The 21,257-nt window shown below is 62.5% G+C and carries 29 protein-coding genes; 17 read left to right on the top strand and 12 right to left on the bottom strand.

What is annotated here, in order from left to right; all coding sequences use genetic code 11:
• Positions 1–133 precede the first annotated feature (133 nt).
• From E3T28_RS16090 to E3T28_RS16060, 7 genes are all read left to right on the top strand, one after another.
• A complete protein-coding gene (locus E3T28_RS16090; protein ID WP_241979400.1) occupies positions 134–355 on the top strand; it encodes a response regulator transcription factor in 222 nt (73 codons plus the stop codon).
• Between the two features lie 116 nt (positions 356–471).
• Complete coding sequence (locus E3T28_RS16085) at positions 472–822, top strand: PadR family transcriptional regulator (protein WP_241979399.1); 351 nt, start codon at positions 472–474, stop codon at positions 820–822.
• Positions 815–1,825 carry a DUF5808 domain-containing protein gene (locus E3T28_RS16080; RefSeq protein ID WP_134433188.1) on the top strand — a complete coding sequence of 337 codons (1,011 nt, stop codon included), beginning with the start codon at positions 815–817 and terminating at the stop codon, positions 1,823–1,825. The genes E3T28_RS16085 and E3T28_RS16080 overlap by 8 nt, the downstream gene beginning before the upstream one ends.
• Complete coding sequence (locus tag E3T28_RS16075) at positions 1,822–2,142, top strand: PLD nuclease N-terminal domain-containing protein (protein WP_134433186.1); 321 nt, start codon at positions 1,822–1,824, stop codon at positions 2,140–2,142. The genes E3T28_RS16080 and E3T28_RS16075 overlap by 4 nt, the downstream gene beginning before the upstream one ends.
• Complete coding sequence (locus tag E3T28_RS16070; RefSeq protein ID WP_134433184.1) at positions 2,139–3,068, top strand: ABC transporter ATP-binding protein; 930 nt, start codon at positions 2,139–2,141, stop codon at positions 3,066–3,068. Before E3T28_RS16075 ends, E3T28_RS16070 begins: the two co-directional genes overlap by 4 nt.
• Positions 3,065–3,826 (top strand): ABC transporter permease, encoded by a 762-nt coding sequence (locus E3T28_RS16065; RefSeq protein ID WP_134433182.1) that lies wholly within the window; start codon positions 3,065–3,067, stop codon positions 3,824–3,826. The genes E3T28_RS16070 and E3T28_RS16065 overlap by 4 nt, the downstream gene beginning before the upstream one ends.
• 35 nt (positions 3,827–3,861) lie before the next feature.
• Entirely contained in the window at positions 3,862–4,119 is a 258-nt protein-coding gene (locus E3T28_RS16060; RefSeq protein WP_134433180.1) for a hypothetical protein, read from the top strand.
• Between the two features lie 90 nt (positions 4,120–4,209).
• Here the strand turns inward: E3T28_RS16060 and E3T28_RS16055 are convergent, their stop codons facing one another.
• The 3 genes from E3T28_RS16055 to E3T28_RS16045 are packed head-to-tail and all read right to left on the bottom strand — an operon-like array spanning position 4,210 to position 6,114.
• A complete protein-coding gene (locus E3T28_RS16055; protein ID WP_241979398.1) occupies positions 4,210–4,665 on the bottom strand; it encodes a MepB family protein in 456 nt (151 codons plus the stop codon).
• A 52-nt stretch (positions 4,666–4,717) separates the two neighbouring features.
• Entirely contained in the window at positions 4,718–5,080 is a 363-nt protein-coding gene (locus E3T28_RS16050; RefSeq protein ID WP_134433178.1) for a GntR family transcriptional regulator, read from the bottom strand.
• A complete protein-coding gene (locus E3T28_RS16045; protein WP_134433176.1) occupies positions 5,077–6,114 on the bottom strand; it encodes a hypothetical protein in 1,038 nt (345 codons plus the stop codon). The genes E3T28_RS16050 and E3T28_RS16045 overlap by 4 nt, the downstream gene beginning before the upstream one ends.
• Positions 6,115–6,368: 254 nt before the next feature.
• Between E3T28_RS16045 and E3T28_RS16040 the strand changes: the two genes are divergently transcribed.
• Positions 6,369–6,878: a hypothetical protein gene (locus E3T28_RS16040; RefSeq protein WP_134433174.1), complete on the top strand. Its 510-nt coding sequence runs from the start codon at positions 6,369–6,371 to the stop codon at positions 6,876–6,878.
• Positions 6,879–7,111: 233 nt separating this feature from the next.
• Here the strand turns inward: E3T28_RS16040 and E3T28_RS16035 are convergent, their stop codons facing one another.
• Positions 7,112–7,657, bottom strand: a complete 546-nt coding sequence (locus E3T28_RS16035; RefSeq protein WP_241979397.1) for an NUDIX hydrolase — start codon at positions 7,655–7,657, stop codon at positions 7,112–7,114.
• A gap of 139 nt (positions 7,658–7,796) precedes the next feature.
• On the opposite strand from E3T28_RS16035, the gene E3T28_RS16030 reads away from it, so the two are divergent.
• On the top strand, positions 7,797–8,519 hold the full coding sequence (locus E3T28_RS16030) for an AAA family ATPase (RefSeq protein WP_134433170.1): 723 nt from the start codon (positions 7,797–7,799) through the stop codon (positions 8,517–8,519).
• 188 nt (positions 8,520–8,707) lie between these two features.
• A complete protein-coding gene (locus tag E3T28_RS16025) occupies positions 8,708–9,136 on the top strand; it encodes a GNAT family N-acetyltransferase (RefSeq protein WP_134433168.1) in 429 nt (142 codons plus the stop codon).
• Between the two features lie 88 nt (positions 9,137–9,224).
• On the opposite strand, the gene E3T28_RS16020 is transcribed toward E3T28_RS16025, so the two are convergent.
• The 5 genes from E3T28_RS16020 to E3T28_RS16005 all read right to left on the bottom strand — a co-directional run bounded on the left by E3T28_RS16020 (position 9,225) and on the right by E3T28_RS16005 (position 13,040).
• Complete coding sequence (locus E3T28_RS16020) at positions 9,225–10,634, bottom strand: CoA transferase (RefSeq protein ID WP_134433166.1); 1,410 nt, start codon at positions 10,632–10,634, stop codon at positions 9,225–9,227.
• Between the two features lie 360 nt (positions 10,635–10,994).
• Positions 10,995–11,990, bottom strand: a complete 996-nt coding sequence (locus tag E3T28_RS16015) for an Abi family protein (RefSeq protein ID WP_134433164.1) — start codon at positions 11,988–11,990, stop codon at positions 10,995–10,997.
• Positions 11,983–12,108, bottom strand: a complete 126-nt coding sequence (locus tag E3T28_RS17605; protein ID WP_277613377.1) for a hypothetical protein — start codon at positions 12,106–12,108, stop codon at positions 11,983–11,985. The genes E3T28_RS16015 and E3T28_RS17605 overlap by 8 nt, the downstream gene beginning before the upstream one ends.
• Before the next feature lie 166 nt (positions 12,109–12,274).
• Complete coding sequence (locus E3T28_RS16010; RefSeq protein WP_134433162.1) at positions 12,275–12,580, bottom strand: transcriptional regulator; 306 nt, start codon at positions 12,578–12,580, stop codon at positions 12,275–12,277.
• Positions 12,573–13,040: a hypothetical protein gene (locus E3T28_RS16005; RefSeq protein ID WP_134433160.1), complete on the bottom strand. Its 468-nt coding sequence runs from the start codon at positions 13,038–13,040 to the stop codon at positions 12,573–12,575. Before E3T28_RS16005 ends, E3T28_RS16010 begins: the two co-directional genes overlap by 8 nt.
• A 496-nt stretch (positions 13,041–13,536) precedes the next feature.
• Here E3T28_RS16005 and E3T28_RS16000 point away from each other — a divergent pair, with 496 nt between their 5' ends.
• The 4 genes from E3T28_RS16000 to E3T28_RS15985 all read left to right on the top strand — a co-directional run bounded on the left by E3T28_RS16000 (position 13,537) and on the right by E3T28_RS15985 (position 16,545).
• Positions 13,537–13,857: a PadR family transcriptional regulator gene (locus tag E3T28_RS16000; protein WP_134433158.1), complete on the top strand. Its 321-nt coding sequence runs from the start codon at positions 13,537–13,539 to the stop codon at positions 13,855–13,857.
• A gap of 173 nt (positions 13,858–14,030) precedes the next feature.
• Positions 14,031–14,600 carry a hypothetical protein gene (locus E3T28_RS15995; protein ID WP_134433156.1) on the top strand — a complete coding sequence of 190 codons (570 nt, stop codon included), beginning with the start codon at positions 14,031–14,033 and terminating at the stop codon, positions 14,598–14,600.
• On the top strand, positions 14,597–15,151 hold the full coding sequence (locus tag E3T28_RS15990) for a hypothetical protein (protein ID WP_134433154.1): 555 nt from the start codon (positions 14,597–14,599) through the stop codon (positions 15,149–15,151). Before E3T28_RS15995 ends, E3T28_RS15990 begins: the two co-directional genes overlap by 4 nt.
• A 329-nt stretch (positions 15,152–15,480) precedes the next feature.
• Positions 15,481–16,545 carry an LCP family protein gene (locus E3T28_RS15985; protein WP_241979396.1) on the top strand — a complete coding sequence of 355 codons (1,065 nt, stop codon included), beginning with the start codon at positions 15,481–15,483 and terminating at the stop codon, positions 16,543–16,545.
• Positions 16,546–16,686: 141 nt separating this feature from the next.
• Here the strand turns inward: E3T28_RS15985 and E3T28_RS15980 are convergent, their stop codons facing one another.
• From E3T28_RS15980 to E3T28_RS15970, 3 genes are all read right to left on the bottom strand, one after another.
• The gene (locus tag E3T28_RS15980) at positions 16,687–17,520 is read right to left on the bottom strand and encodes a hypothetical protein (protein ID WP_134433150.1); all 834 of its coding nucleotides are present in this window, start codon (positions 17,518–17,520) and stop codon (positions 16,687–16,689) included.
• An 885-nt stretch (positions 17,521–18,405) separates the two neighbouring features.
• Positions 18,406–18,741 carry a hypothetical protein gene (locus tag E3T28_RS15975; protein ID WP_134433148.1) on the bottom strand — a complete coding sequence of 112 codons (336 nt, stop codon included), beginning with the start codon at positions 18,739–18,741 and terminating at the stop codon, positions 18,406–18,408.
• Positions 18,742–19,793: 1,052 nt separating this feature from the next.
• The gene (locus E3T28_RS15970; protein WP_134433146.1) at positions 19,794–20,342 is read right to left on the bottom strand and encodes a DUF7010 family protein; all 549 of its coding nucleotides are present in this window, start codon (positions 20,340–20,342) and stop codon (positions 19,794–19,796) included.
• Between the two features lie 159 nt (positions 20,343–20,501).
• On the opposite strand from E3T28_RS15970, the gene E3T28_RS17025 reads away from it, so the two are divergent.
• The 3 genes from E3T28_RS17025 to E3T28_RS17190 all read left to right on the top strand — a co-directional run.
• A complete protein-coding gene (locus E3T28_RS17025) occupies positions 20,502–20,651 on the top strand; it encodes a hypothetical protein (RefSeq protein ID WP_166787071.1) in 150 nt (49 codons plus the stop codon).
• Positions 20,648–20,878: a hypothetical protein gene (locus E3T28_RS15965; protein ID WP_134433144.1), complete on the top strand. Its 231-nt coding sequence runs from the start codon at positions 20,648–20,650 to the stop codon at positions 20,876–20,878. Before E3T28_RS17025 ends, E3T28_RS15965 begins: the two co-directional genes overlap by 4 nt.
• Before the next feature lie 112 nt (positions 20,879–20,990).
• On the top strand, positions 20,991–21,257 hold a 267-nt coding region (locus tag E3T28_RS17190; protein WP_206750463.1), incomplete at its 3' end, for a hypothetical protein.

Here is a 21,257-nt window from a genome sequence, read left to right as displayed (position 1 = left end):
CCTCTGCCACCCAAATATCATCGTTCACCCGTCATGATTAACAGGATTCGGGGCAAAAATCCGATCAAAACGCCGATACAGCCAAAAATAAACGCGACTGTAGTACTAGCCCGTCAGGACGGCCGACTTGGACGTGCTCACCGAGCGCGAGATCGAAGTGCTTCGCTCGGTCGCCCATGGGTGCTCCACCGCGGAGATCGCCGCTGGCCTTTTCATCAGCTATGCGGCCACGAAGACCCACGTCCGCCTCCTGCTCACCAAGCTCAGCGCCAGAGACCGGGCTCAACTCGTTGTGCTCGCCTTTGAGAACTCGAATGTCAGCCCGGAGACCCCTGACGCACGTCGCCACAGCTGAACTGATCGTCGCAGCGAGCGCGTCGATTGCGTCGGTACCTTGTGCTACAGTTTAGCTTGTATTGCAAGGAACCCGGTATCGCATGATATACGCACGGAACAAATGGAGGAAGCACGTTGGCTGTTCAGGGTGAGGCGATACCGTCTCAGCTGCGCAAGGGCGTGGTCGAGCTGGCCATCCTTGCCATGCTGCACACGGGCGAGGCCTACGGTGCGGAGATCGTCGACCGGCTGTGCGAGTACCCGGGACTCGCGATCAGTGCGGGCACCGCGTACCCCTTGCTCTCCCGTCTCAAGAAGGCAGAACTGATCACCTCTGAGTGGCAGGAGTCGCCCGTCGGCCCGCCGCGCAAGTATTACCGACTGTCGGCCGCGGGCGTGCTGGCGTTCACGTCGATGACAAAGGTCTGGACGGCCATGAAAACGGATATGGATGATCTCTTGGGGATGAGCGCCACAAATGACTGACATCCCTTCTTCGGATCTGTCACTCGGTGACGGTTTCCCTCCCGCCACGGCCGCTCTACTCACCGACTATTTCGACCGGCTCCGCGGTGCCGCGCGGGAAGCGCGAATCGACATCGACCGGGACTCGCTTGACGAGTTGGTCGCGCATGTCCGGGATCGCCTCGAAGGCTCCGATCGCTCGCTGGAAGCCGTGCATCGGGTGCTGGCCGAGCTAGGCAAACCAGAGGCACTCGCGCGCGCCTACGAAGCCGACGCATCCGACGATGACTTTGGTGGCGACGAACGCTCACTCACGGGACTCTTCAAGGAGCCGCGACCGCGCAGAACTGGTGCGGGCACGTTCCTGGGGTTCCCCTACGACATCAGGCCGCCCACGTCGGAACGCTTCGCCAGTAGGGCGTGGAATCCGGCGGATCGGCGGATGCTGGTGCCCAAGGCGCTGGGAATCGGTTGGACGCTCAACTTCGGCGCGCTCGCGGTGAGGGCGCACCTCGTGAGACCGGATGACGAGGACGTGCCCTTCGCCGAGGTGCCCCTCCGTGTCGTCGCGGCGACGATGCTCGTGCCGATTGCACTCCTCACTGCCTTTGCCGTCGTCGCGGCTGCGACCTGGGCGGGCCTGCCCCCTGTCGTCCCCTCGCACTGGGGAGTCTTCGGCAAACCTGACGGCTATTCGGACCGAGACGCTCACCTCGTCCTGCTCTCCGGCCTGGCCGCCGTGCCGGTCGCCGCTGCCGGTTGGGTTCACCTGGCCCGGCGCTCACGGTGGAATCGCGTGAGTGCCTCTGCGGTGAGCCTTGCGCTGGCAACCGTCGCGCTCACGATTCTGGTGCAGACGGTGTACTCGGTGCGTGTCGGGGCCGGAATCTGGCCGACCTGGGTTGGCATCTGCTGCGCTGTAGCGCTGCCACTTGCCCTGCTTGTTGGCGTCTCCCGAAGCGGCCGCGCCGCTGAGCAGCGTCGCGACTTTGCCGCGAAATCGAAGAAAGGCACAACAAAATGAACGTCACCCTGTCCTCTCTGCCGACCGGAGCGTTGATCGCCCTGGCCGCACTCGCGGTGGCACAGATCACCCTCGACGTCATCGCCCTGGTCGATCTCTATCGGCGGCCCGCCGCCCGAGTGGCCTCCGGCAATAAATGGGTTTGGGTGGCGGTCATCCTGCTCGCGAACCTGATCGGAGCCATCCTCTATCTCGTGGTGGCCCGCAAGCCCGCCGCGGTGGTCGAGCCGTCCACTGCCGCCCGCGCGCCGTCGGTCAGTCCCGACACGGTCGCCGAGGCGTTGTACGGTTCCCACCCCGACGTCGGTTCGCGATGACTGCCGCGATTCGCGTCACCGGGCTGACGAAGACCTACGCCCAGCACCGCGCACTGGACAATGTCGACCTTGTCGTCGAAGAGGGCTCCATTTTCGGTTTCCTCGGCCCGAACGGGGCAGGCAAGACGACCCTGCTCCGAGTGCTGACCGGGCTCGCCCGGTCGACAAGCGGCGTCGTGCAAATCCTCGGGCACAACGTCACTGCGGTGGACGACTCGATCCGCGCCCGGATCGGTTTTTTGCCTGACGTGCCCGGCTTCTACGATTGGATGACAGCAGAAGAATTTTTGCGGTTCGTCGGCCGACTCTTCGCGATCGATCGGCGCACCCTGGATGAACGCGTCCACATGCTGCTCGACCTGGCCGGACTGACGGACGTGAGGACCACCATCGGCGGCTTCTCCCGCGGCATGAAGCAGCGCCTCGGCGTGGCCCAAGCGTTGATCAACGCGCCCCAGCTGCTACTGCTCGACGAGCCCACGAGTGCGCTCGACCCAATGGGACGCCGGGACGTGCTCGACATGCTCACCTCCCTTCGCGGGCGCACCACCGTATTCTTCTCGACGCATATCCTCGCCGACGTTGAACGCGTCTGCGACACCGTAGCCATTCTCGACCACGGCCGCGTGGTCGCCCAGGGACCGATAGATGAGCTCACGTCCCGGTACGCCGAACGCAAGGTGATCCTCGAGGTCACGGATGCCGCGGGCCAGCTCGGGCAGGACATCGCGCGAGAGCCGTGGGCGGCATCCGTCGCCGTGGGACCCACCGGAGTCATCGAGATCACCGTGAGCGACATGGACGCGGCCAGACGCACGATACCGGCGCTCATCGCCGGGCGGAACACCGGGCTGCGCCGGATGGAAGCCGGGGAGATGGGGCTCGAAGAAGTCTTCGTCAGCCTGGTCGGAGGGGGAACGAAATGATCGGATTCGCGGCGTTCGCGCAGAAGGAGATCCTCGAGATCGTGCGCACCTGGCGGGTCTGGGTGCTCCCGGGCATCCTGCTGTTCTTCGCGCTGACGGGACCGATCATGGCCCGCTTCACCCTGGAAATCATTCACGCGCTGGCCTCCGAGCAGCTCGGGAACTTCACGCTCCCCGACCCGAGCTACGTGGACGCGTACACCGGCTGGATCAAGAACCTCTCCCAGACAGCACTCTTCGCACTGATCATCGTCTACGGCAGCATCGTCTCCTCGGAACGGCGGAGCGGAACCGCAATACTCGTGCTGACCAAGCCCGTGTCGCGTGGCTCATTCATCCTCGCCAAGGCGACCGTGCACTCCGCCTTCCTCGCGGTTCTCGTCGTCATCGGCACCGCCGTCACCTGGGGTCTGACTGCCGTTGTCTTCGAGGAAGCCCCTGGCCCGGCACTCTGGTCCGCGGCACTGGCCTGGCTCGCGTTCGGTATCCTGTTCATTGCCCTGATGACATTGCTGTCGGTGCTCATCGCCCCCGCCGCCGGGGCCGCGGGCGCCGGGCTGGGCGCGTACGCGCTCATCTCGATCGCCTCACTCTGGACACCACTGGGCAGGTGGTCCCCGGCGGGCCTCACCACCATTCCGACCTCGCTGGCTCTCGGCGAACCCGTGGATGCCTTCTGGCCGGTGTGCACCGCCTTGCTGCTCGCCGCGGCCCTTTTCGCGCTCGCGGCGGCTGCCTTCCAGCGGAATGAGCTGTAGAGCCGGGCAAAGCACAATGGCCATCCAACGGATTCTTGCGTGAGTTCGCTCGATGCATTGCACCTGGCGGCAGTCTCCTCGTCGGCTTCTTCGAGGGCGACGCCGTTGTGCCGTTTCCGCACGCCGTCACCACTGCGTATTTCTGGCCTCTCGGCGAGATGAGCGCACAGCTCGAGACCGCAGGATTCAAGGTTCACGAGGTGCACACTCGAACCGATCCGGGCAAGCGACCCCACGCCGCGATCATCGCCCACCGAACCGACACGTCAATCGTCTCAGCAGGTCTCGACTAGCGGGAAACTCCGATTCCGCTTTGTCCACGGGAGGGGAAGCGCAGCCGTCAAAACGGACTTTTTCATGGACCAATGCTGAACGGTCGGCAGTCAGCGCGCGGTGAGATCGTGAAACGCGAGACTCTGCGCCTTTTGAGATCGAGCTGCTTGGCGGTTCAATCCCTTGCACCAAGATGGATACACCCGGAATCCCCGCTTGCCAGGTGCCTGCCTCGTTTGCGAGATCCCGAGTGATGCCAGTTGCGCCGCGGTGAATTGGAATACGCCGAAGTGGTCTAGCTCTTCCACAAACACATGAAGGCCAACGGCGCGGTCATCAACCCCGAATGGGGCAGTGGCGCCATCGTCCAGCCGTCGCCAGAGGGCAACGAACGCACCCGGTTTGGTGGGGGTGATCCGAGCTGTACGGAGTCGCCACAGGCCGGACTCGAGCAGCACTATCCCCGACTCGTAGTCACTGCTTTGCGCTTCCGGAGTGATGGTCTGCGAAACGCTTTGCGGGAGTTGTAGCAGATCCAGGTATCGGTGGAAAGCTGAGAAGGCCACCCGATAATATTAGTCAGCTTCACGCCTTCCCTTGATGTCCAGAGGTCGACCCTCATGTGGGCATCTGCGTCGCGTCTGTTCGCCAGACCGCGCGGAGGATTGCGATGGTGTCTCCGAGGGTGATGAGTTCCTCCTCGCTTGCTTCGGCGAGGGCGCGGGCGTGCTCGATGACTGACTGTGGCGCCCGGGATGCCCCGGGGGCCACGCGGGTGCCGGCGGCGGTGCGGGTGACGATGAGGCCGTCTCGTTCCAAAGACTTGTAGGCCTTTGCGGCGGTGGCTTGTGCGACGCAGAAATCTCTGGCGGTTTGGCGGACGGTTGGCAGGCGTTCGCCGTCGCCGAGTTGTCCGGAGCGGATCGCTCCGCGGAAGAGCGCATCGATTTCATCCGCAGAGCTCGGCGTGGTCCCGGTCATCGCCGTGGTCCGGTGGTCGAGATTTCATGTTCCGGTGTTGCGAGGCGTGAGCGTCGTGTCGCGAGTGCGGCGCGGGCGGTGTCGACAGCAAGGCGGAGTAGGAACGCGACTCCGCCAGCCTGGAGTGCATAGCCCAGGAGGTTCATGGGGCGGGCGATCGCGTCGTAGCCACCGGCTACGAGAATGCGCGGGTAGGACTGATTGTCGGAGACCCATTGCTCGTCCAATCCGACCAGTGCTTGCCCGGAGGAACCGGTGTGCATCCACACGGCTCCGAGTGTTGTGATGAGTCCACCGAGCAGGATGAACGTGAACAGTCGAGCGGTTAGCTCTCGTTCCGAGCGCACGCTGGAGGCGGTCGATCGGGCGAACACGGGCCGGTTGGCGTCCGTGTGCAGCACGGCGAAAAAGACGGTGCAGGCCAGTGCGAGCGCGACGAGAGTGGCGAGATGGTTCGGCCATCCTGCCCCGGACAGGTAGCCGTACCCGCTGTTGAAGCTCATGTAGATCGGGAGGTCGGTGTAGTCGGGAACGTTTCCAAAGAACGGTCCGTCTTCAGGTGCGGTCCGGGCGATCGCAATCTGCCACAGTGCAGTCAGCGCGAGCAACGTCGCGGTGATCCCGGAGATCCAGAGCAAGGTACCAGACGCGAACGCACACCACGGGCGTCGCGGAACAATTGAACGCTCACCCGGCGCGGGAAGGGGGATCCGTCGAAGAGCTGCGGCCGCCGCACCAACGGCCAGTGTCGCCGCGAATAGCGGCGCCGGCCGACGCCACCAGCCGTCATACCCGGATACGTCAGACGTCGACACGGCAATCGCGCTAACCGCCGTCGCGACGACAACCACGAGCAATGAACCCGCCACTCCCGCCCAGGTGAGAGTTGCCGTGCGCCTCCCGGTCTGGGGGAGTGAAACCATCCGCCGTGGACGAACCCACGACAGAGCGAAGAGGACCAGGCCGAAGGTGATGGCCACTTCCAGCGATAGCAGGTCTTGAACGGCGTGCACGAAGAGAAAAAGGATGTTCATCTAGGCCCCCAGAAGATCAAATCCCTCGCGAGCATCGCGAGCATTGTGCTGTAAAAGTAGCACAAGATTGTGCTACTGAAACAGTGCAAGTTGGCGCGGGGGAATTCGTGTCCGATCGGCGAACCCTCAGCGGCACGTCCGCCCGACTGATGGCATCCGTCTCCGGACCGAGGAGTCCCGCCACTGTCGCAGCCCATTTCAGGTGAATGCGCCCAACGCTGTTACTAGTGGACGTTAGGAGGCAACATTGACGAATGGCAGACGATGATGACGTAGAGCTGGCGCTGATTGAGGCGCAAGATGCTGAATACCGCAGGACGTTCGTGCCGGCGGTTCCACTTCCTGATGACGTGCTTCGCGCGGCTGCGGGGTCCGACGACGTTTCTGTCAGGTGGCAGCTTGGTGGCTACCCATTTGTGTTGCCGGCTGATGTGTTTCTGGCTCTGATCGATGACCCCGAAGTAGCGGTTCGGGAATTCGTAGTCAGGCATTGGGCGGCGACAACGAGTCAGCTCGAGCTCGCGCTGGCGCTGCGGCCGGAGCTCGAAGAGCAGTTGACTATCCACGATCACGCACCGCGCAGGTTGATGGACCGTCGTCCCATCGGCGTCACTGATGGCCCGCTGCGGCAGCGCTACCTTGATCAGCACGGCGCGAGTAACGCTGAGCGCAGCAGGTTTCAGTCGTTGTGCGACGACTACGTGAGGGATGAGGAGCTCACGGTGACTCTCGGAGATTTGTGGGAAATCGTCCACACGGGGTGATCAGCCGGAGACAACCGTCAAAGAAGGATCCACGCTCGTCATCATTGCCTTTAGCGCGCGTACCAGAGGCCGAACCCTCAGCGGGAGATGTTCTTCTGTCCCCTCGATCGTCTATTCGGTGAGTAGCAGCAGTTTCTTCCGATCAGCCAGTAGACGATGTTTGCCGCAGAGATTTGAGCGCGACTCCGAGCACGGTGAAGTCCAGGGGAAGAGTTAACCGCCGCGGGTATGGGCTAGTCGACATCACTTTGGTGTCTGATTTCGTCAAGAATCCTTTGTATGCGGTGCCCAAAGTTCACAGGCACGTTGTCGGGCAGTTCTGTTACTGGCCACCAAGCGACATCCTCGCTCTCACCGCTGGTGGACGGGGCTAGGTCTGTCCTCGCGATTGCGCCGAAGCCGACGTCCCAATGAACGCTGCACCGTGTAAAGCCGACACCCAGGGCGTGCCGGTCGACATCGAGGATGGCGCCGACAGGGCGGATGTCGTTGATGCCACCTTCCTCACGGGCTTCGCGGAGGGCTGCCGAGGCAACTGATGTGTCCGTTGCCTCGACGTGACCGCCAAGCTGAACCCAGAATCGACCCTTCTTATGGAAGCAGAGCAGGACCTGGTCCAGATCGGGGGTGAAGACAAAACAACTCGCAGTCACGTGCTCCGCACTCCCGTCGCGATCCAGTGCAGACCCCGGAGAGGCACCGACGAAGGCGACGTACTCGTCGCGAAGCGCGCCCTGGTTATACCCGAGGGGTTCCCATGCGTTGAGCGTGTCAATCAATCTGCAGGAACGACCGGGAAGATATGTGCAGCGTTGACCATGACCCCACCCTACTGAGACACCTGCACGTCGGCTCACAAACCCAACCCTGAACGGTTGGTCTACCTGTTTCCAGTGGCGGTTCAGGCAGAATGATCGCATGTCGAGAAACGAGCCTCCGTTGCGCTCGGTGAGCCAGGATCCCGACGCGCCATTTCTGCCTCGGGATGTGTGGCCCGCGACGCTGGCCCCGATCGCGCAGCTCCTCGATGATGGACTCGAATTGAGTCCAGTAACCGTATTCGTCGGCGACAACGGAGTCGGCAAATCGACTCTCGTTGAGGCCATCGCAGGTGCCTACGGCATGGGACCGGAAGGAGGATCGACCGGCTCCAGACACACCACTCGCAGGTCCGAGTCCACCCTCGCCGACCACCTGCGGTTGAACCGTGGTCTCGGCGCCGGCCGGGGCGGCTTCTTTCTCCGCGCGGAAACGATGCATGGGTTCTTCACCTATCTGGAGGACAACGACGGCGGGAACGACCCCGTGTTCCACGAGCGCTCGCATGGCGAGTCGTTCCTCGACCTTGTGGGTGCCCGGTCTCGTTACCCGGGCTTGTGGATCCTTGATGAGCCGGAATCAGCGCTTTCGTTCACCGGATCGCTTGCTCTGCTCAGCGATCTCCGGGACATTGTTGCCGCCGGTGGGTCTCAGGTGATCCTGTCCACTCATTCACCGATTCTGGCGTCAATACCCGGTGCGGAGATCTATGAGGTCGGGCCATGGGGATACCGTCGCTGCGTCTGGGAGGATCTCGACCTGGTTCGGAATTGGCGATCGTTCCTGGACGATCCGGAACGGTATTTCAGGCACTTTCGCTGACTTCGACGCATGCAACACTCGTCGTCACGCCGCGGCTGGATTCACTGTCCTTTCGCGGGAACGTACGACGGACCTCCATGGATGCGCACCAATTCGCCGAGGTTCCAAAATTTCGGGGGAGTGGCAGTCGGGAACCGTAAACGAAGCGCTCTCCGAGAGAGCGTACCGACGTATGGCAGCATGTGCCCATGCCTCCCTTCGCGTTTTCCGAGTCAAAGCAATTCGTCGGAACTGACCGCGTTGGTCTCTATGCAAACGTGGGGTGGTCCGCCTACGCGAGGGACCCGGATTCTCTCCTGCGCGCTGTGGAGCAGTCGTCCTACGTCGTGTCGGCCAGGAACTCGAGCGGGACGTTGGTGGGGTTGGCCCGAGCTATCTCCGATGACGTGTCCATTTGTTATCTCCAGGACATTCTTGTGAGCTCCGATCAACAGCGATCCGGGATCGGAAGGGCCTTGGTGGAGCGAGTCCTGGAGCGATACGTCCGTGTGCGACAGAAGGTGCTCCTCACCGACGATGGACCAGGCCAACGCGCCTTCTCCGAGTCCATCGGCTTCATCGAAGGGCACGACTTCGGGCCCACGCCCCTGCGCGCTCTCGTCCAAATCGGGAGTTAGTCCGGCGTAGATATCGTCGGGCGGGAACCTCCTGCGGGCGGCTTTCGCCATGCTGCACCGGCCGATGGCGCACCTCCCGGTCTGGTAGTTATCGTTGGAAGCTGGCGGATCGTGGCTCTGCCCATTCCGGCTGGTCTGCTCCCCACGGGCGGCCGATCCACCGGTAGCGATTCGGACCGCCGGTAATGCTGATCGCGGGTGCGGCACAGGTGACGGTTCCTTCTGACGTTTCCGCTTTCACGGTCTGGATCTCGCATGGGCCGGCTTCGGTTGGCGCGGAATGAGGCTGAGCGAGTAGTTCTTGAGCGACCCGGGCCAGTGAAATGTCGACGGTCCACCCGTGCCCTTCGAGGTGTCGACGTCGGAGTGCGGACATGATCCCGGCGGCAAGAAGGTACCCGGCGGAGTGATCCAGAGCTTGGGCAGGCAAAGCACCTGGTCTCCCGGTGCCGTCAGCGTGGATCTGGGCGATGCCGATGGCTGCCTGGACGATACTGTCGAATCCGCGGCGCTCGGCCCAAGGTCCGCTTTGCCCCCACGCGCTCACCCGGCCGATAACGAGCCCTGGATGGCGGCTGTGGAGTTCGACCGGCGACAGGCCAAACCGGTCGAGGCTGTTCGGCCTGTATCCCATGACAACAGCGTCGGCATCCGTCAGCAGCTGGTCGAGGCGGTCTCGATCTGGTTTGTAGCCGAGGTCAAGGAGCGCGGAACGCTTCCCTTGCCCGGTATCGAGGTGCTGCCAGGGGAGTTCCGGCATGCCAGGGCTGTCGATGCGCAAAACATCTGCCCCGAAGAACGCGAGACTGCGAGTGGCCACCGGCCCGGCTATGACCCGGGTCAAATCGAGCACCCGAACGCCCTCCAGCGGTGCGTAGCTGTCGGCCGACCCCAGGCTGTGGAGGGCTGACTCTCCGCCCTGCTGCACCAGGCTGATGAAGGGTTCCGTTTCGAGGGTTTGCGCTTGAGGATGCCCTCTCCAACTGCTCGGGCTGCGAACCGCGCTCATGACGGCGCCAGAGTCTGCGGCTTCATCCTCCAAATCGAGGGCACTGCGGCGCGAAATCGCGTGAGCGACAGTCTCGGCGGTGGCGGGACCGTCCAATCTCAGAAGTGAGCGTAAAGCCGCTTCGTGGTGGGGGTAGTTGGCGTGAGTGCGAACCCAGCCGTCGCTCGAGGCAAAGAATCCGGACAGGGGAGCCCACGCCGGCGCAGGGTTCCCGTTCCACCGGAACAGTTGGTCGCTCCGGTAGGCGCCGGCGACCAGTTGCGGCGCAATGTTCACCTGCGGAACATCGCTCGCTTTCGGATCCCGCATTCCCATACGGACAAGGTGCAGCAGCGAGGCCATGAGCTTGGTCGCCGCGATGCTGTCTGCGGCAAGATCCCCGACAGGCAATGGCGACGAAAGAGGCACCGGCCCGGGCGAACGAAAACGATCGGCCAGCTCCGGAAGTTCCGCGAAATCCGAAAGAAACGTGCTGAGGAAGTTGCCCATCGGTTGCCTCCCACGCCCTCGACCGTTCACACGTGGGCGTGAAACCAGGCGATCATCGGTGGCCCCACTTTATCCCCACGACACGGATTTCAATTGCTGCACTGAGGGGCCGATCACCACGGGACGGAATCAAAAATGCAGGAGAGCCTGCGCTACTCGCCAGGCCAGCCGAGGAACCCTGAAGGGCGAATCCACCGCCGAGTTGACTACGTCTTCTCAGCGGTTATGACGATCAACACGTTGGCGCCTGTGTTTGGTGAGCTGATGAGGGCTCGGTCGGGTGCGCTCAGTAGGTTGCCCTGCGCGGTCACTGGTGACACAAGCCTCGGGGAGCGCCGACTGGGAATGAACGTGAGCCGACTATTCCGAGGACCAGAGCGCGAGTTGCGACCAGCCTGGGGGCACGCCCATTGACTCCGCAGTCAGATAATCAGAATCGGGGAAGGCCTGAATGAGCTCGACTACGCGGGCGGGCCATCCGCTATCCGGGTCAATCGAACGCAATAGGTAAGCCATTACCGCGAGGGCGTTGTACAGGCCAAACACCTGCTTCGCTGCCGTTGCCTCCTTGAGATGACCGAGAAGAGGAACCTGTGTGTGGGTGGGGCGTGCGGGTGCGCTGACGAGTTTGCGGTTGAAGAGGCGTGCATGGTGCGCTGAGACGTTCCGGACGTAGTTCAAGCTTGAAATCCAGCTGCTCATATCTTTCTTAGATGGTGCCGCGTAGGCAGTTGCGATTTCGGTCGCTATCGAATTGTTCAATCCTGAGTAGAGTCGCCCAAGTTGCCCCAGCTCCAAGATTTCGGTCAGGGCCCAGATGGGCATTTTGTCGTTGTACTTATCGCGAAAGTGCGCAACGAATGCTTCGTCAGACTCTGACTGACGCGCATTCACGCGCTCGAGCCACTGCTGGTGCTTGCTCGGCGTGGTGTCGCCCGTTCTGGTGTCGGTCTGCGCCTCAGTGAATGAACCCACGAAGTTGGAGGGATCAAGGTGAGCGAACGCCGATAGCCTGCCGAGTACATACCCGACCTGCATGCGAAAAGATATTTCGATTCTTTCGATGCCGTCAAGGACGAGCAGCCGCAGGCGACGATCAAAATCTATGAGTGTGGCGGCGTAATCGACCGAGGTTCCAGAGCGATAGTGGTTGAGGATGCGGACCCGACGTCGGCCTTCATCATCCACGTACGCTTCAGATTCGCGAAGCGGGTAGAGATAGCCAGTGAGGCGGTAGTAACCAACGGCTTGGAGTATCTGCCGGCAGTTCTCTGGGTCTCGCACTTCGACGCCGCGAGACGCGAGTTTGGCCATTTGGTCTTCAAGCGACAGCCATTTTTTGATGTACTCAGCCACGAGTCTCCTGGTTAAAGAAAATCAGCCCGAGCCGTGAGGCGAGCGGGCTGATCGTGATGAGATCACCGTACCACAGCCAGCCTGCAGCGCCTTGGAAACGAATCGAAAGCTCGTCCATTCAGAATCGCGATCGCGGAGCCTCGAACGGATCCCAGTGCTCGGATGTGTTTCTTGGAGGAACCGTCTATGCGACAGACCGCCCGCGGCGGGCCGGCGTGCGAGTCGGTCAGGCCGGGGTGAAGTGCTTGCATACCAGCGTTTCAACCACGTCGACCGCTTGCAGGTCAGGTGGAGGATCCTGCAATCTGTCGCAGTGCACGCACGTGCGCGTCGAAGGCGGATCGCCCCGTCCGAGTGAGGGTTAGCCAGGTGATCCGGCGCGCGTCACCGCGGCCTTCGGATGCGACTTTGCTCGAAGTAACGTATCCGCTTGTGGCGAGGGTCTTCAGGTGCTTGGAGAGCGTGGCGTCCGACACTTTGAGCGCGTCACGGAGCACGGCAAAGTCAAGATGGTCGACCGGGCGTAGGAGCCCGCAGATGCGCAGCCGCACAGGTGCATGGATGGTCTCGTCGAACCTTGTTTCAACCACGGCGCAATTGCTCCACTGCTGATCGATAAGCGACACCGGCCAGCCAAGTCGTCGCCGCGAACGCGATCAGACTGGTGAGTGTGACAGCCCATTGCATGCCGAACGACACGAGACCGAGAGAGACGCTGAAAAGCACGAGGCAAGCGGCAGCGATCGCAACTATCGCCCAGCCGGCACGCGTGCCCATCTTCCGAAAGCGGACGCCAGTCTCGCGGCGGATCAGGTACGCGACCACGAGCGTGCCGACCAAGGCTAGCCAACCCGACGAGGGCGGTTCGTAGTTCTCGCCGGGATTGGTGGCCGCCGCGGCCGATACCCACCACGCGCCCACACCTCCGAAGGCGGCTAGCAGGACCCAGGGTACGTGCACGCTCGCGGCAAGGCGTTCCCGGTCGGTCGACAGCGTGTTCAAGCTGGCTGCGGCTTCGTCTGGTGAGGGATCCTGAAACTGATTTTCCATAGTGGAAAGTGTAACAGTCTCTTTCCATGTTGGTAACTGACCGAGATGCGGAAATGGCCGGCCCGGATTGCATCCGGCCGAGTCGGCGAGTTCTGCGAAAACGCCCAATTCGTTCTCACGCTCGTGACGGCCTGAAGCGATCAGCGTGAATATTCGCCGATGCTATTTGCGGATCCAAACTCGGATACCGCTCCAGCGGTCAGGATCACAAACAGGCCATCCGCCTCCTCGCCCAAGCGCTCCCCGAGAAGAGAACCGCGGCAAGGGACTTGGGTTGACTCTTGGAAGCGAAGACTCTCACCTTCTACGGGGCGAGTCATTCACTGCCCTCATACGGGACCTTCATGGTGCACAGAATCCACCGCTAGGCCTTCGTAGCCTTCGCGGACCAATATGGCCCCGAACAGGGGTATTGCTTATAAGAACCTATCTTCCTATAGTTGCGTCCTTGGCACGCAGACGACCAGGTACTCTCTTTCCGATCGAGGTGGACATTATGGAGAGCGGGCTCACGCTCCAAGCGAGTGAGGGCAGCTTCTACGGCTTCGCCCTGGCGAAGCAACTCTCCTCCCATGATGGTTTCGCGCTCACGGCTCACGGCACGCTCTACAAGGCGTTGTCTCGAATGGCGGAATCCGGCATCCTCGAAGCCAGCTGGGAAGACCCGGCCAGTGCCGAGTCCGAGGGACGGCCCCGACGCCGGTTGTACACCGTGACGGCGGAAGGTTCACGCGCCCTGGTCAAGGCGCAGGCGGAAACGAACCGCAAAGAGGCAAACGTGCCTCGGATCGCACAGGCAGGGGCGACTTTCGCATGAGCGTGTTGACATCTACGCCCTACCATCACGCCGTTCACCGGGTCTCTCGCTGGTGCTCGTGGTACACACGCAAAGTTGATGCCGAGGTCGCCGCTGCTCGTCGCGACGAACTCGCCTCGGACCTGTATGAGCACGCGATCTGGGCCGATGAATCGGGAACAACGCCGCGTGCGGTGGCTCGCGCAATCCTCAGTCGTGCGCTGCGGGGCGCACCTGCTGACCTGAGCTGGCGTCACGCGCAGCGAAGGCAAGTCGCCCTGGCGGACCCGACCGGCTTTCGCCGACACCGGGTCGAGGGCGCCGTATCGGCGCTCGTTCTGGTCGTGGCTTCCGCCGTGCTGGGCTGGGGTCTCTTCGTGCTCACCCGGATTGCGCTCAGCGTGATCGGGGAACAGATCCGGCCGGGCTCCGCAACCGCACTGACCATCGCCTCGTCTACTGTCCTCGCTGTCGGCGGACTAGTGCTGCTGTCTCGGCGCCGGACACGTGTCCTCGGCGCGCTCGTCATGGTGCTCGCTAGCTTTGGACTCGTTCACTTCGGCCTTTTTCAGCTCTACTCCCTCAGTGTCACGGTGGGTGCCTTGACCTTCACGATGCCAGGGTGGGATCTCGCCAGCAACAGCCTCATCGCAGGGCTTGGCTTGTTCTTCACTGCGGCAGCGATCTGGTGGTGGCCGGAACACCGGACCGCCCCTGCCGACACCGGCACCCGAATCAAGACAATTGGAGAGATGGCTCGATGAAGAAGAAACTCGCACTCGGAATCGGTTTGGCCGGAGCCGGGCTTCTGGCCCTCTCACTGACTGTCTTCGGGATGGGCGCGGCGGCGACGCTCAATCCTGCAGCCCCGGACTCACCATCCGTACGCGCGGCCGAAGCCGCCGTCGTTCCTGCCGAGGCTGTTACCCCCACACCACCCGGCACCCTGGGCACGTCGGTGACGTCGGAAGCGGGCGCTATCGAAGCTGCCGACAACGCTGATCCGATGGCATCCGAGGCGTTCAAGGCGATGACCCCCGATGAACAGGCCAACGGCAGGGAATGGGTGGAGACGCAGACGATCACGGCCGCCTGCATGAAAGACAGGGGATTCGTCTACACCTTCGAACCGTTCTGGGAAAGAGACAGCGCTGTGCTTCCAGTGATGTGGGAGGACACTCTTCCAACCTCCGAGCGGGCAGCCGCCCGCCTCGCACTCGACGGTGACACCGGAGGCGGCGCCGACTACCACTGGGACGACGCTGGATGCTGGGGCTACGCCGTCCACGTTATGGGCAACGACAACAACCACTGACGAGCCGCTGTTCCGGGGGAAACAGGTGTGCCCAAGCGGTCGATTCCAAGGGGGGCCGGTTCATTGGCCGGTCGGGAGGTTAGTTCGTGAGAACCAGTGAGTCCGCGAGACGGCGTGGCAGGCAGTTGGATCAGCCAATCCGGCATGGACAGTTGACGCGTCGGGGGCCGTGGCGGACGGTAGCGAAAACGCTTGGGTTCACCTTAGGTGTCCTTCTGGTCAGTGGGGGTTCCGTTGCCGCGGTTGCCACCTGGGACCTTGCGAGCAGTGTCAAGCCTGGCGTTCATCTGGCCGAGGCGCCCGGAGACAAGGCCGCTCCCGGCACGGAGGTGAGCGCGATCGCCGGCGGGGTGAACCTGCTATTGACTGGCACTGACACCCGCACCGGCCAAGGCACGGCCTTCGAGACCAGCGTCGTGTTGGAGGGTAGCTCCGGCGCGGAAAACAACGACGTCACAATTCTGCTGCACATTGCACAGAATCATCAGAGAGTGAGCGTAGTCGGTTTTCCCCGCGACCTGATGCTGGCCGTGCCCGCGTGCCCGCAGCCGGACGGCGGAACCACACCGGCATCCAGCCGGGTGATGCTCAACACAACTCTGTCCCGTGGCGGCCTGTCCTGCGTAGTGCTGACGATCGAAAAGCTGATTGGTATCCAGATTCCCTACGCCGCTCAAGTCAGCTTCGACGGTGTAACCGCCATGTCCGACGCCGTCGGAGGGGTCACTGTCTGCCTGGCAACACCGGTCAACGACCTGTATACGAATCCGCCGCTGCACTTGGCGGCCGGCCAGCAGACTCTCATTGGTGCGGACGCTCTCTCGTTTCTGCGCAGCAGAAAGGGTGTGGGCGATGGCAGCGACCTGGGTCGGATCAGCAACCAGCAGGTCTTCATGGCCGCCTTGGCCCGGAAGGTCGTAAGCGGCGGCGTCCTCGGTAACCCGATCGCGCTGTTCTCCCTGGCTAAGGCCGTGACCAAGAACATGGTCCTCTCTGACACGTTGACGAATCCGACGACCCTGGTCCAGATCGCTGTCGCGCTCAAAGACACCGGTCTTTTGAACATGGTTTTCCTGCAGTATCCCACCGTGTCTGACCCAATCGAGTGGGGACGGGTCATCGCCGAGTCAAGCGCCGCCGAAGTTCTGAACATGGCGTTAGTCGCGGATCAACCATTGCAGCTCACCGGCGACCCGGGACCAGGGGCGGTACTCGCGAGCAGCGCACCGGTTGTCCCCGGTCCCCTGACAAGCGCGACCCCACAAGCCACCTCGACGTCGCCACCCGTGTCAACGCCTGCGGCGGCCCCTGCTCCCGCTCCGACTGATGCGGTGCTGCCGACCAGCGTCACCGGACAAACCGCAGCCGAGCAAACATGCACGAAGGACAACTAGTGTCCAGCGCAGTTAGTTCGTCGTGGTGGTCGTTTGTTAGCGGCGCCGAAGTTCCGAGGCCTCGGGGGAGTGGCGTTTGGGAACCCCTGCGCGACGGATCCGCGGCCAATCGGGCCGATTGCCGAGCGCCCAGATTCTGGGTCAGTGGGGGGACCGTAGCTGGTCGCCCGGTTGGAGCGCCGTGCCGGCTGCGCACCCGAGCTCTCCGGGCTGAAGCAGAATCTTGGGAACCTGCAACACCTGCACGCCGCCGACGTCTCGTTTCACGAGCAGGCAGTCGTCCCCATCGCCCATCGCGAAGCCGATGTCGCCGTCGACTACCGTCGCCTCGGGATCGAACGCGACCTCACGCTCACCGGTCGGCTGCGGCATCCGCTTGACGATCTCGGCGACTATGTCGTCAGCGGATGCCGCGGAAGGCGCATTTGTTAGCACCTCGACGACGAGAGCCTCCGCTCCGTCGGGAAGAACGTCAACCAAGCGGGTGTCGACCGGAGGGGGGATGCGCTTTGCGTCCGGCGGGCAAGCGATGTCGTGGGCGACCGCCGTGTCGTCGCTCCATTCGCCGGGCTCGTCGGTCGCGACGCCCCAGAAATCGAACTGCGACTCAAAGCAAGCGACGTGCGGCCCTTCGTTCGGGGTGGGCTGTATCGTCGCACGAAACTTCAGCGCTCCAACTGGTTCGCCGTGGATCGCGCCGGGATACGGTTCGTAGCCGATCAACTCGACTACGGTCGATTTCTCGGTGTCGGTGTCAGCCCAACGGGCATAGTCATCGATCACGTCCGTCCCCTCACGGTAGAGACCCCGAGAGACGTCAGCGACTGCCTTGCGCGCCGACACTTGTGACACCGCGTCCGACGCCGGGACTGCTCCCGCGCAACCAGTAAGCGTGCCGCACACCGCCAAGGACAACCATGCGACGGGGCTCGGACGGTGCCGGTTCGAAACGGAATGGCGCACGTTGTTGATCAAACCACAAGTCGGCCGGATGTTGTTGCGCGGGAGATGGCCCACATCAGCACGGCGTCAACGCCGAAGGCGAAGTCAAGCGGTAGTAATCATGTCATCGACAGTACCGCGGCTCCCCGCCCGCAAGGGGAACGTCAACCGTGACGGCTCTGAAGACTCGCCGCTCGGCGTCCCGCGCAGCGTTTTCTGTCGTGGCATGCGTACGAGCAGAAGCAGCTGCAGGACGGCACGAACTACGGGCTGTGCGGATTGCCTGTGTCGGGATTCACGATTAGGAAGTCGCCGAGCTTTGTCCATCCTGCTGGGATGACATCGTTGGCAACCACTAGTCTTGCGCTCCCAGTCCCAGAACCACCGACAGCCATGCGCGTTGCATTCCTATCGGACCCGCAACCTGAATTGGCCCCGTACCCTGGATTCACGAGTATCAGGCAGAAGCCGGGAAGATTGGTTTCGGGCTCGACGTACTTCGTGACGAAATAGCTGATTCCAGCGTGATCACCGACGTGACGGCTGGACCCGGCGTCGCTCGTCAACGGTTCAGCAGCGGTGGGGAGAACATCCTCGGGACCACCGTCAGTTGCGAGAAACTTTCGGATCTGCGAGGTCGTGTCATCCATAGCGCACCCGGTAAGCGCCAGCGCGGCCGCGCATAGCAGCGAGCCCCATCGAATTCTTGCATCGACCATTGCACCCCGACTCAGTCGTTTGATCGAACGGTACCATGTGGGCGTGCTGCTCCTCGCGGGCGACCGGCCCCAAAAGGGGACGTCCACTGACGCAGATTCGTCGCCGATCCGCAGAAGTTCCGAAGTCCCGGGGGAGTGGCCTTTTGAAACCCTCAGCGCGCCGGTGCCGCAGGTTGATCCCGGTGTCGAGCCCAGGGAATCACTCTTCGGGGTTGACGATCAGGAAGTCGCCGAGCTTCGTCCACCCGTCCGGGATGATGTCGTCGGCAACCACGACTCTGGCGCTGCCCGTCGCGGAGCTGCTAACCCACAAACGTGTTGCGTTGACATCTGATCCGCAGCTTGAAGCTGCACCCTCCGACGGATTGGAGATCAGGAGGCAGTAGCCGGGTGCCCCGGAGGCCGGATCGATGTGCTTCGTGAGGAAGTAGCTGACGCCAGCGTGCTCGCCGACGAAACGGCTGGATTCGGGATCGCTCGTTGCGTCTGCGACCCCGGGCGGGAGCACGTCGTCCGGGCCGCTCTCGGCGGCCAAGAAGCCTCGGATCTGCGAGATCGAATCATCGGGTGCGCACCCGGTGAGGACCAGCGCCGCCGTGCAGATCAGTGCGCCCGCCCGAACCCTTAAACAAACCATTGCCCACGCTCCAGTCCTGTTGTCTCCTGACGGTACTGTGTCGCGGCACCAAAGATGATGACATCCACGGCCGGTTCTTGGCTCGCCTTGACCGGAGCCGCGTTCGATGAACGAAAGTCCGGGCCGCCAGCCAGCTGCGGAAGTTTCTCCGTCTGGGTCAGTACCCGAATCTGCTGAGGCGGTGCTGGTCGTTACGGTCGATACTCTTTCGGCGGCGGGGACGTTGGCAGGTCGCCGGGGGCAGCTCGGCCTCCGAAAGTCATGGTGGCGATCGAGGACAGCCCGGCACCGATGCCCTTGGCAAGGAAGGACAGGATTGCACACAGTACTTGCCATAGCCCGGCATGGCCTCGTGGCTGAGTCATGCGGTGCCCCGATCTCCGAGTCGTGTGCGTCTCGGCGTCGAGAGCATGCACGATCGCGCAGCTACTTCACGCGCGCATTTGTCACTCTACGAGGGTGACCAACGTGTATCCAATAGCCACAAGTACAAGATCGTCTTTGCGTACCCATAGTGCCACCGGTACCGACGCTGTTGAAGACATTTCTGCCGTCACGCGTGGGCTCATCCGCGGTCCCGATAGCCGGACGTCCATGGACGCAGGTTTGGCATCAATTCGCCGACGTCCGAAGTCTCGGGGGAGTGGCGTTTGGGAACGCTCTTTGGGGCGTTGCTATATCCCGGGAGCCTCGAATCAAAAGCTGGGATGAACGGCGGTCCGATCCGACTCCTGGCAATTTTTCCGGCCCTGATCATCGTGCCAGCCCTCCTCGTGTTTCCATCTGCGAGGTTGGCCATGCTCGCGATCGTCCTGGCGGTCACCGTGACAGCAAGCGTCATCGTCATCTTCCTCACCGCACGGGGGTTCCGCAGTACCCGTGTGCTGAGCACCTGATCTCCCTCAACGACTGGAATACTCCTCAAGGGGTAAGTGGCAATTGGGAACCCCCTACGGAACGATTGCGTGTGCGTCCTCTTGGGTGCGAAACAACAGCACCGCAAAGAGCCCGAAGACGGCGGCGCCCAGCCATCCGCTTATGCCTCCAAGTTCTGGTGCCACGAATAGTGTGCTCACTCCCAGCAGGATCAGGACCCCGGCCAAAACCGCGAATAAACGCATGCCGTAGAGCGAGATGAATACGAGATAGTGCGCTCCAACAATGATGAGCGCTGCGGGGAAGAAAAGAACGGGCTCGTACATGCCGAGGGCGATTGCAATCAGCATGCCGAGGGGCACTGTGAACGCGCACTGCATGGCCAATGCTGCTGATGGATGCCCCTTCGGTAGCGCGATTGGGCCGCCCAGCATCTTCATAAGGAGAGTGCTCAGCGGGAAGATCAGCATGCCGCCAAAGAAGAGCGCAGCCATGCCAGCAGTGACGGAGCCCCAGGTGAAGACCGCGCTGGCCACCGCCCAGATGACCGCGGACACCAAAGGTCCGAGGAATCCAGCACGATAGATGCGACGCACATCGGCCTGGGCTTGTGAAACTTCCATGTCATCCCCAATGATCGAGCGATATAGCAAACCGCAAATAAGGATAGGGCAGGGCAGCGCCCCACGCCGAGCATTGCGTATGGGCCGCTACAGCACCAGTCAAACGCCCGTAAACGAACTTTGTGCGGGCATTTTTCTGTGACCTGTAGGTTGGCTGTCATGCCCAAGGACCGCACACCGAGGCGACTGCCGGTCATCGCCGCCGCGGGTGGAGTTGTCCTGCACTTCTTTGTCAGCGTTGCGCTGCTGCTCATCCTGATTTCTGCGGCCTACGGCTTCGCCGGCTCAGTACCCGTGGCGGCGAGGTGAGCAGCATCGATCAGCTCCATAAGCTCGGCGCGAGTCCGTCCCTCGGAATATTCGCGCTAGCAATGTTCGGTCTACTGGATTTCGTGCTGACCGTGTTTTTGCTCGCTGTGCCACGGACTCGGCAATGGGCGTTCGTCGCGCCAGTCACGGCGATCGTGACAAGTGGACTCGTGGCGTTGCTGTCGATCCTTGCGTTCCAACCCCCTGCGCCGGACATCGGCGGCTGATGCCCAGCGGCCATGATGCGAAAGGACCCCGGCCGTGGTATTGGGGCGTGCCAGGCAAGCACCAAGGACGTTTCGGCGGGAGAATGGGGACTAACGGGAAGTGGCTGACTAAATGGTGAGATCGTGGCTCGAAAGACGGATCGCGCGCGCCGAAGCCGAGCGGGCCATTCTGCCAATTAGTGACACGCTCCTGGACGAAATCGGCCCAATTGACCTCACCGAGGAGAACCATGAATCGGAAGAGCGCTGGCAAGTAGCTTCGGAACTCAGTGGGGTGACCCAGTGTTTCCGGACAGTCCTCCTGAATTCAGGATTGGATAGACAAATGGAACACGAGAAACACAAGCACTTCAGCCCGGAGTTTCGGGCTGCCGCGGTG

Origin of the sequence: Cryobacterium sinapicolor, assembly GCF_004403465.1 — a bacterium.
Classification (GTDB): Bacteria; Actinomycetota; Actinomycetes; order Actinomycetales; family Microbacteriaceae; genus Cryobacterium; species Cryobacterium sinapicolor.
Note: the sequence above shows the minus strand (reverse complement) of the source record. Positions and strands in the feature narration are given on the sequence as shown.

Coding starts and splice junctions, on each gene's coding strand:
- E3T28_RS16080 (WP_134433188.1), top strand. CDS start 815: ATGACTGACATCCCTTCTTCGGATCTGTCACTCGGTGACGGTTTCCCT.
- E3T28_RS16075 (WP_134433186.1), top strand. CDS start 1,822: ATGAACGTCACCCTGTCCTCTCTGCCGACCGGAGCGTTGATCGCCCTG.
- E3T28_RS16070 (WP_134433184.1), top strand. CDS start 2,139: ATGACTGCCGCGATTCGCGTCACCGGGCTGACGAAGACCTACGCCCAG.
- E3T28_RS16065 (WP_134433182.1), top strand. CDS start 3,065: ATGATCGGATTCGCGGCGTTCGCGCAGAAGGAGATCCTCGAGATCGTG.
- E3T28_RS16050 (WP_134433178.1), bottom strand. CDS start 5,080: ATGACCGGGACCACGCCGAGCTCTGCGGATGAAATCGATGCGCTCTTC.
- E3T28_RS16045 (WP_134433176.1), bottom strand. CDS start 6,114: ATGAACATCCTTTTTCTCTTCGTGCACGCCGTTCAAGACCTGCTATCG.
- E3T28_RS16040 (WP_134433174.1), top strand. CDS start 6,369: ATGGCAGACGATGATGACGTAGAGCTGGCGCTGATTGAGGCGCAAGAT.
- E3T28_RS16030 (WP_134433170.1), top strand. CDS start 7,797: ATGTCGAGAAACGAGCCTCCGTTGCGCTCGGTGAGCCAGGATCCCGAC.
- E3T28_RS16025 (WP_134433168.1), top strand. CDS start 8,708: ATGCCTCCCTTCGCGTTTTCCGAGTCAAAGCAATTCGTCGGAACTGAC.
- E3T28_RS16020 (WP_134433166.1), bottom strand. CDS start 10,634: ATGGGCAACTTCCTCAGCACGTTTCTTTCGGATTTCGCGGAACTTCCG.
- E3T28_RS17605 (WP_277613377.1), bottom strand. CDS start 12,108: ATGGACGAGCTTTCGATTCGTTTCCAAGGCGCTGCAGGCTGGCTGTGG.
- E3T28_RS16005 (WP_134433160.1), bottom strand. CDS start 13,040: ATGGAAAATCAGTTTCAGGATCCCTCACCAGACGAAGCCGCAGCCAGC.
- E3T28_RS16000 (WP_134433158.1), top strand. CDS start 13,537: ATGGAGAGCGGGCTCACGCTCCAAGCGAGTGAGGGCAGCTTCTACGGC.
- E3T28_RS15990 (WP_134433154.1), top strand. CDS start 14,597: ATGAAGAAGAAACTCGCACTCGGAATCGGTTTGGCCGGAGCCGGGCTT.
- E3T28_RS15970 (WP_134433146.1), bottom strand. CDS start 20,342: ATGGAAGTTTCACAAGCCCAGGCCGATGTGCGTCGCATCTATCGTGCT.
- E3T28_RS17025 (WP_166787071.1), top strand. CDS start 20,502: ATGCCCAAGGACCGCACACCGAGGCGACTGCCGGTCATCGCCGCCGCG.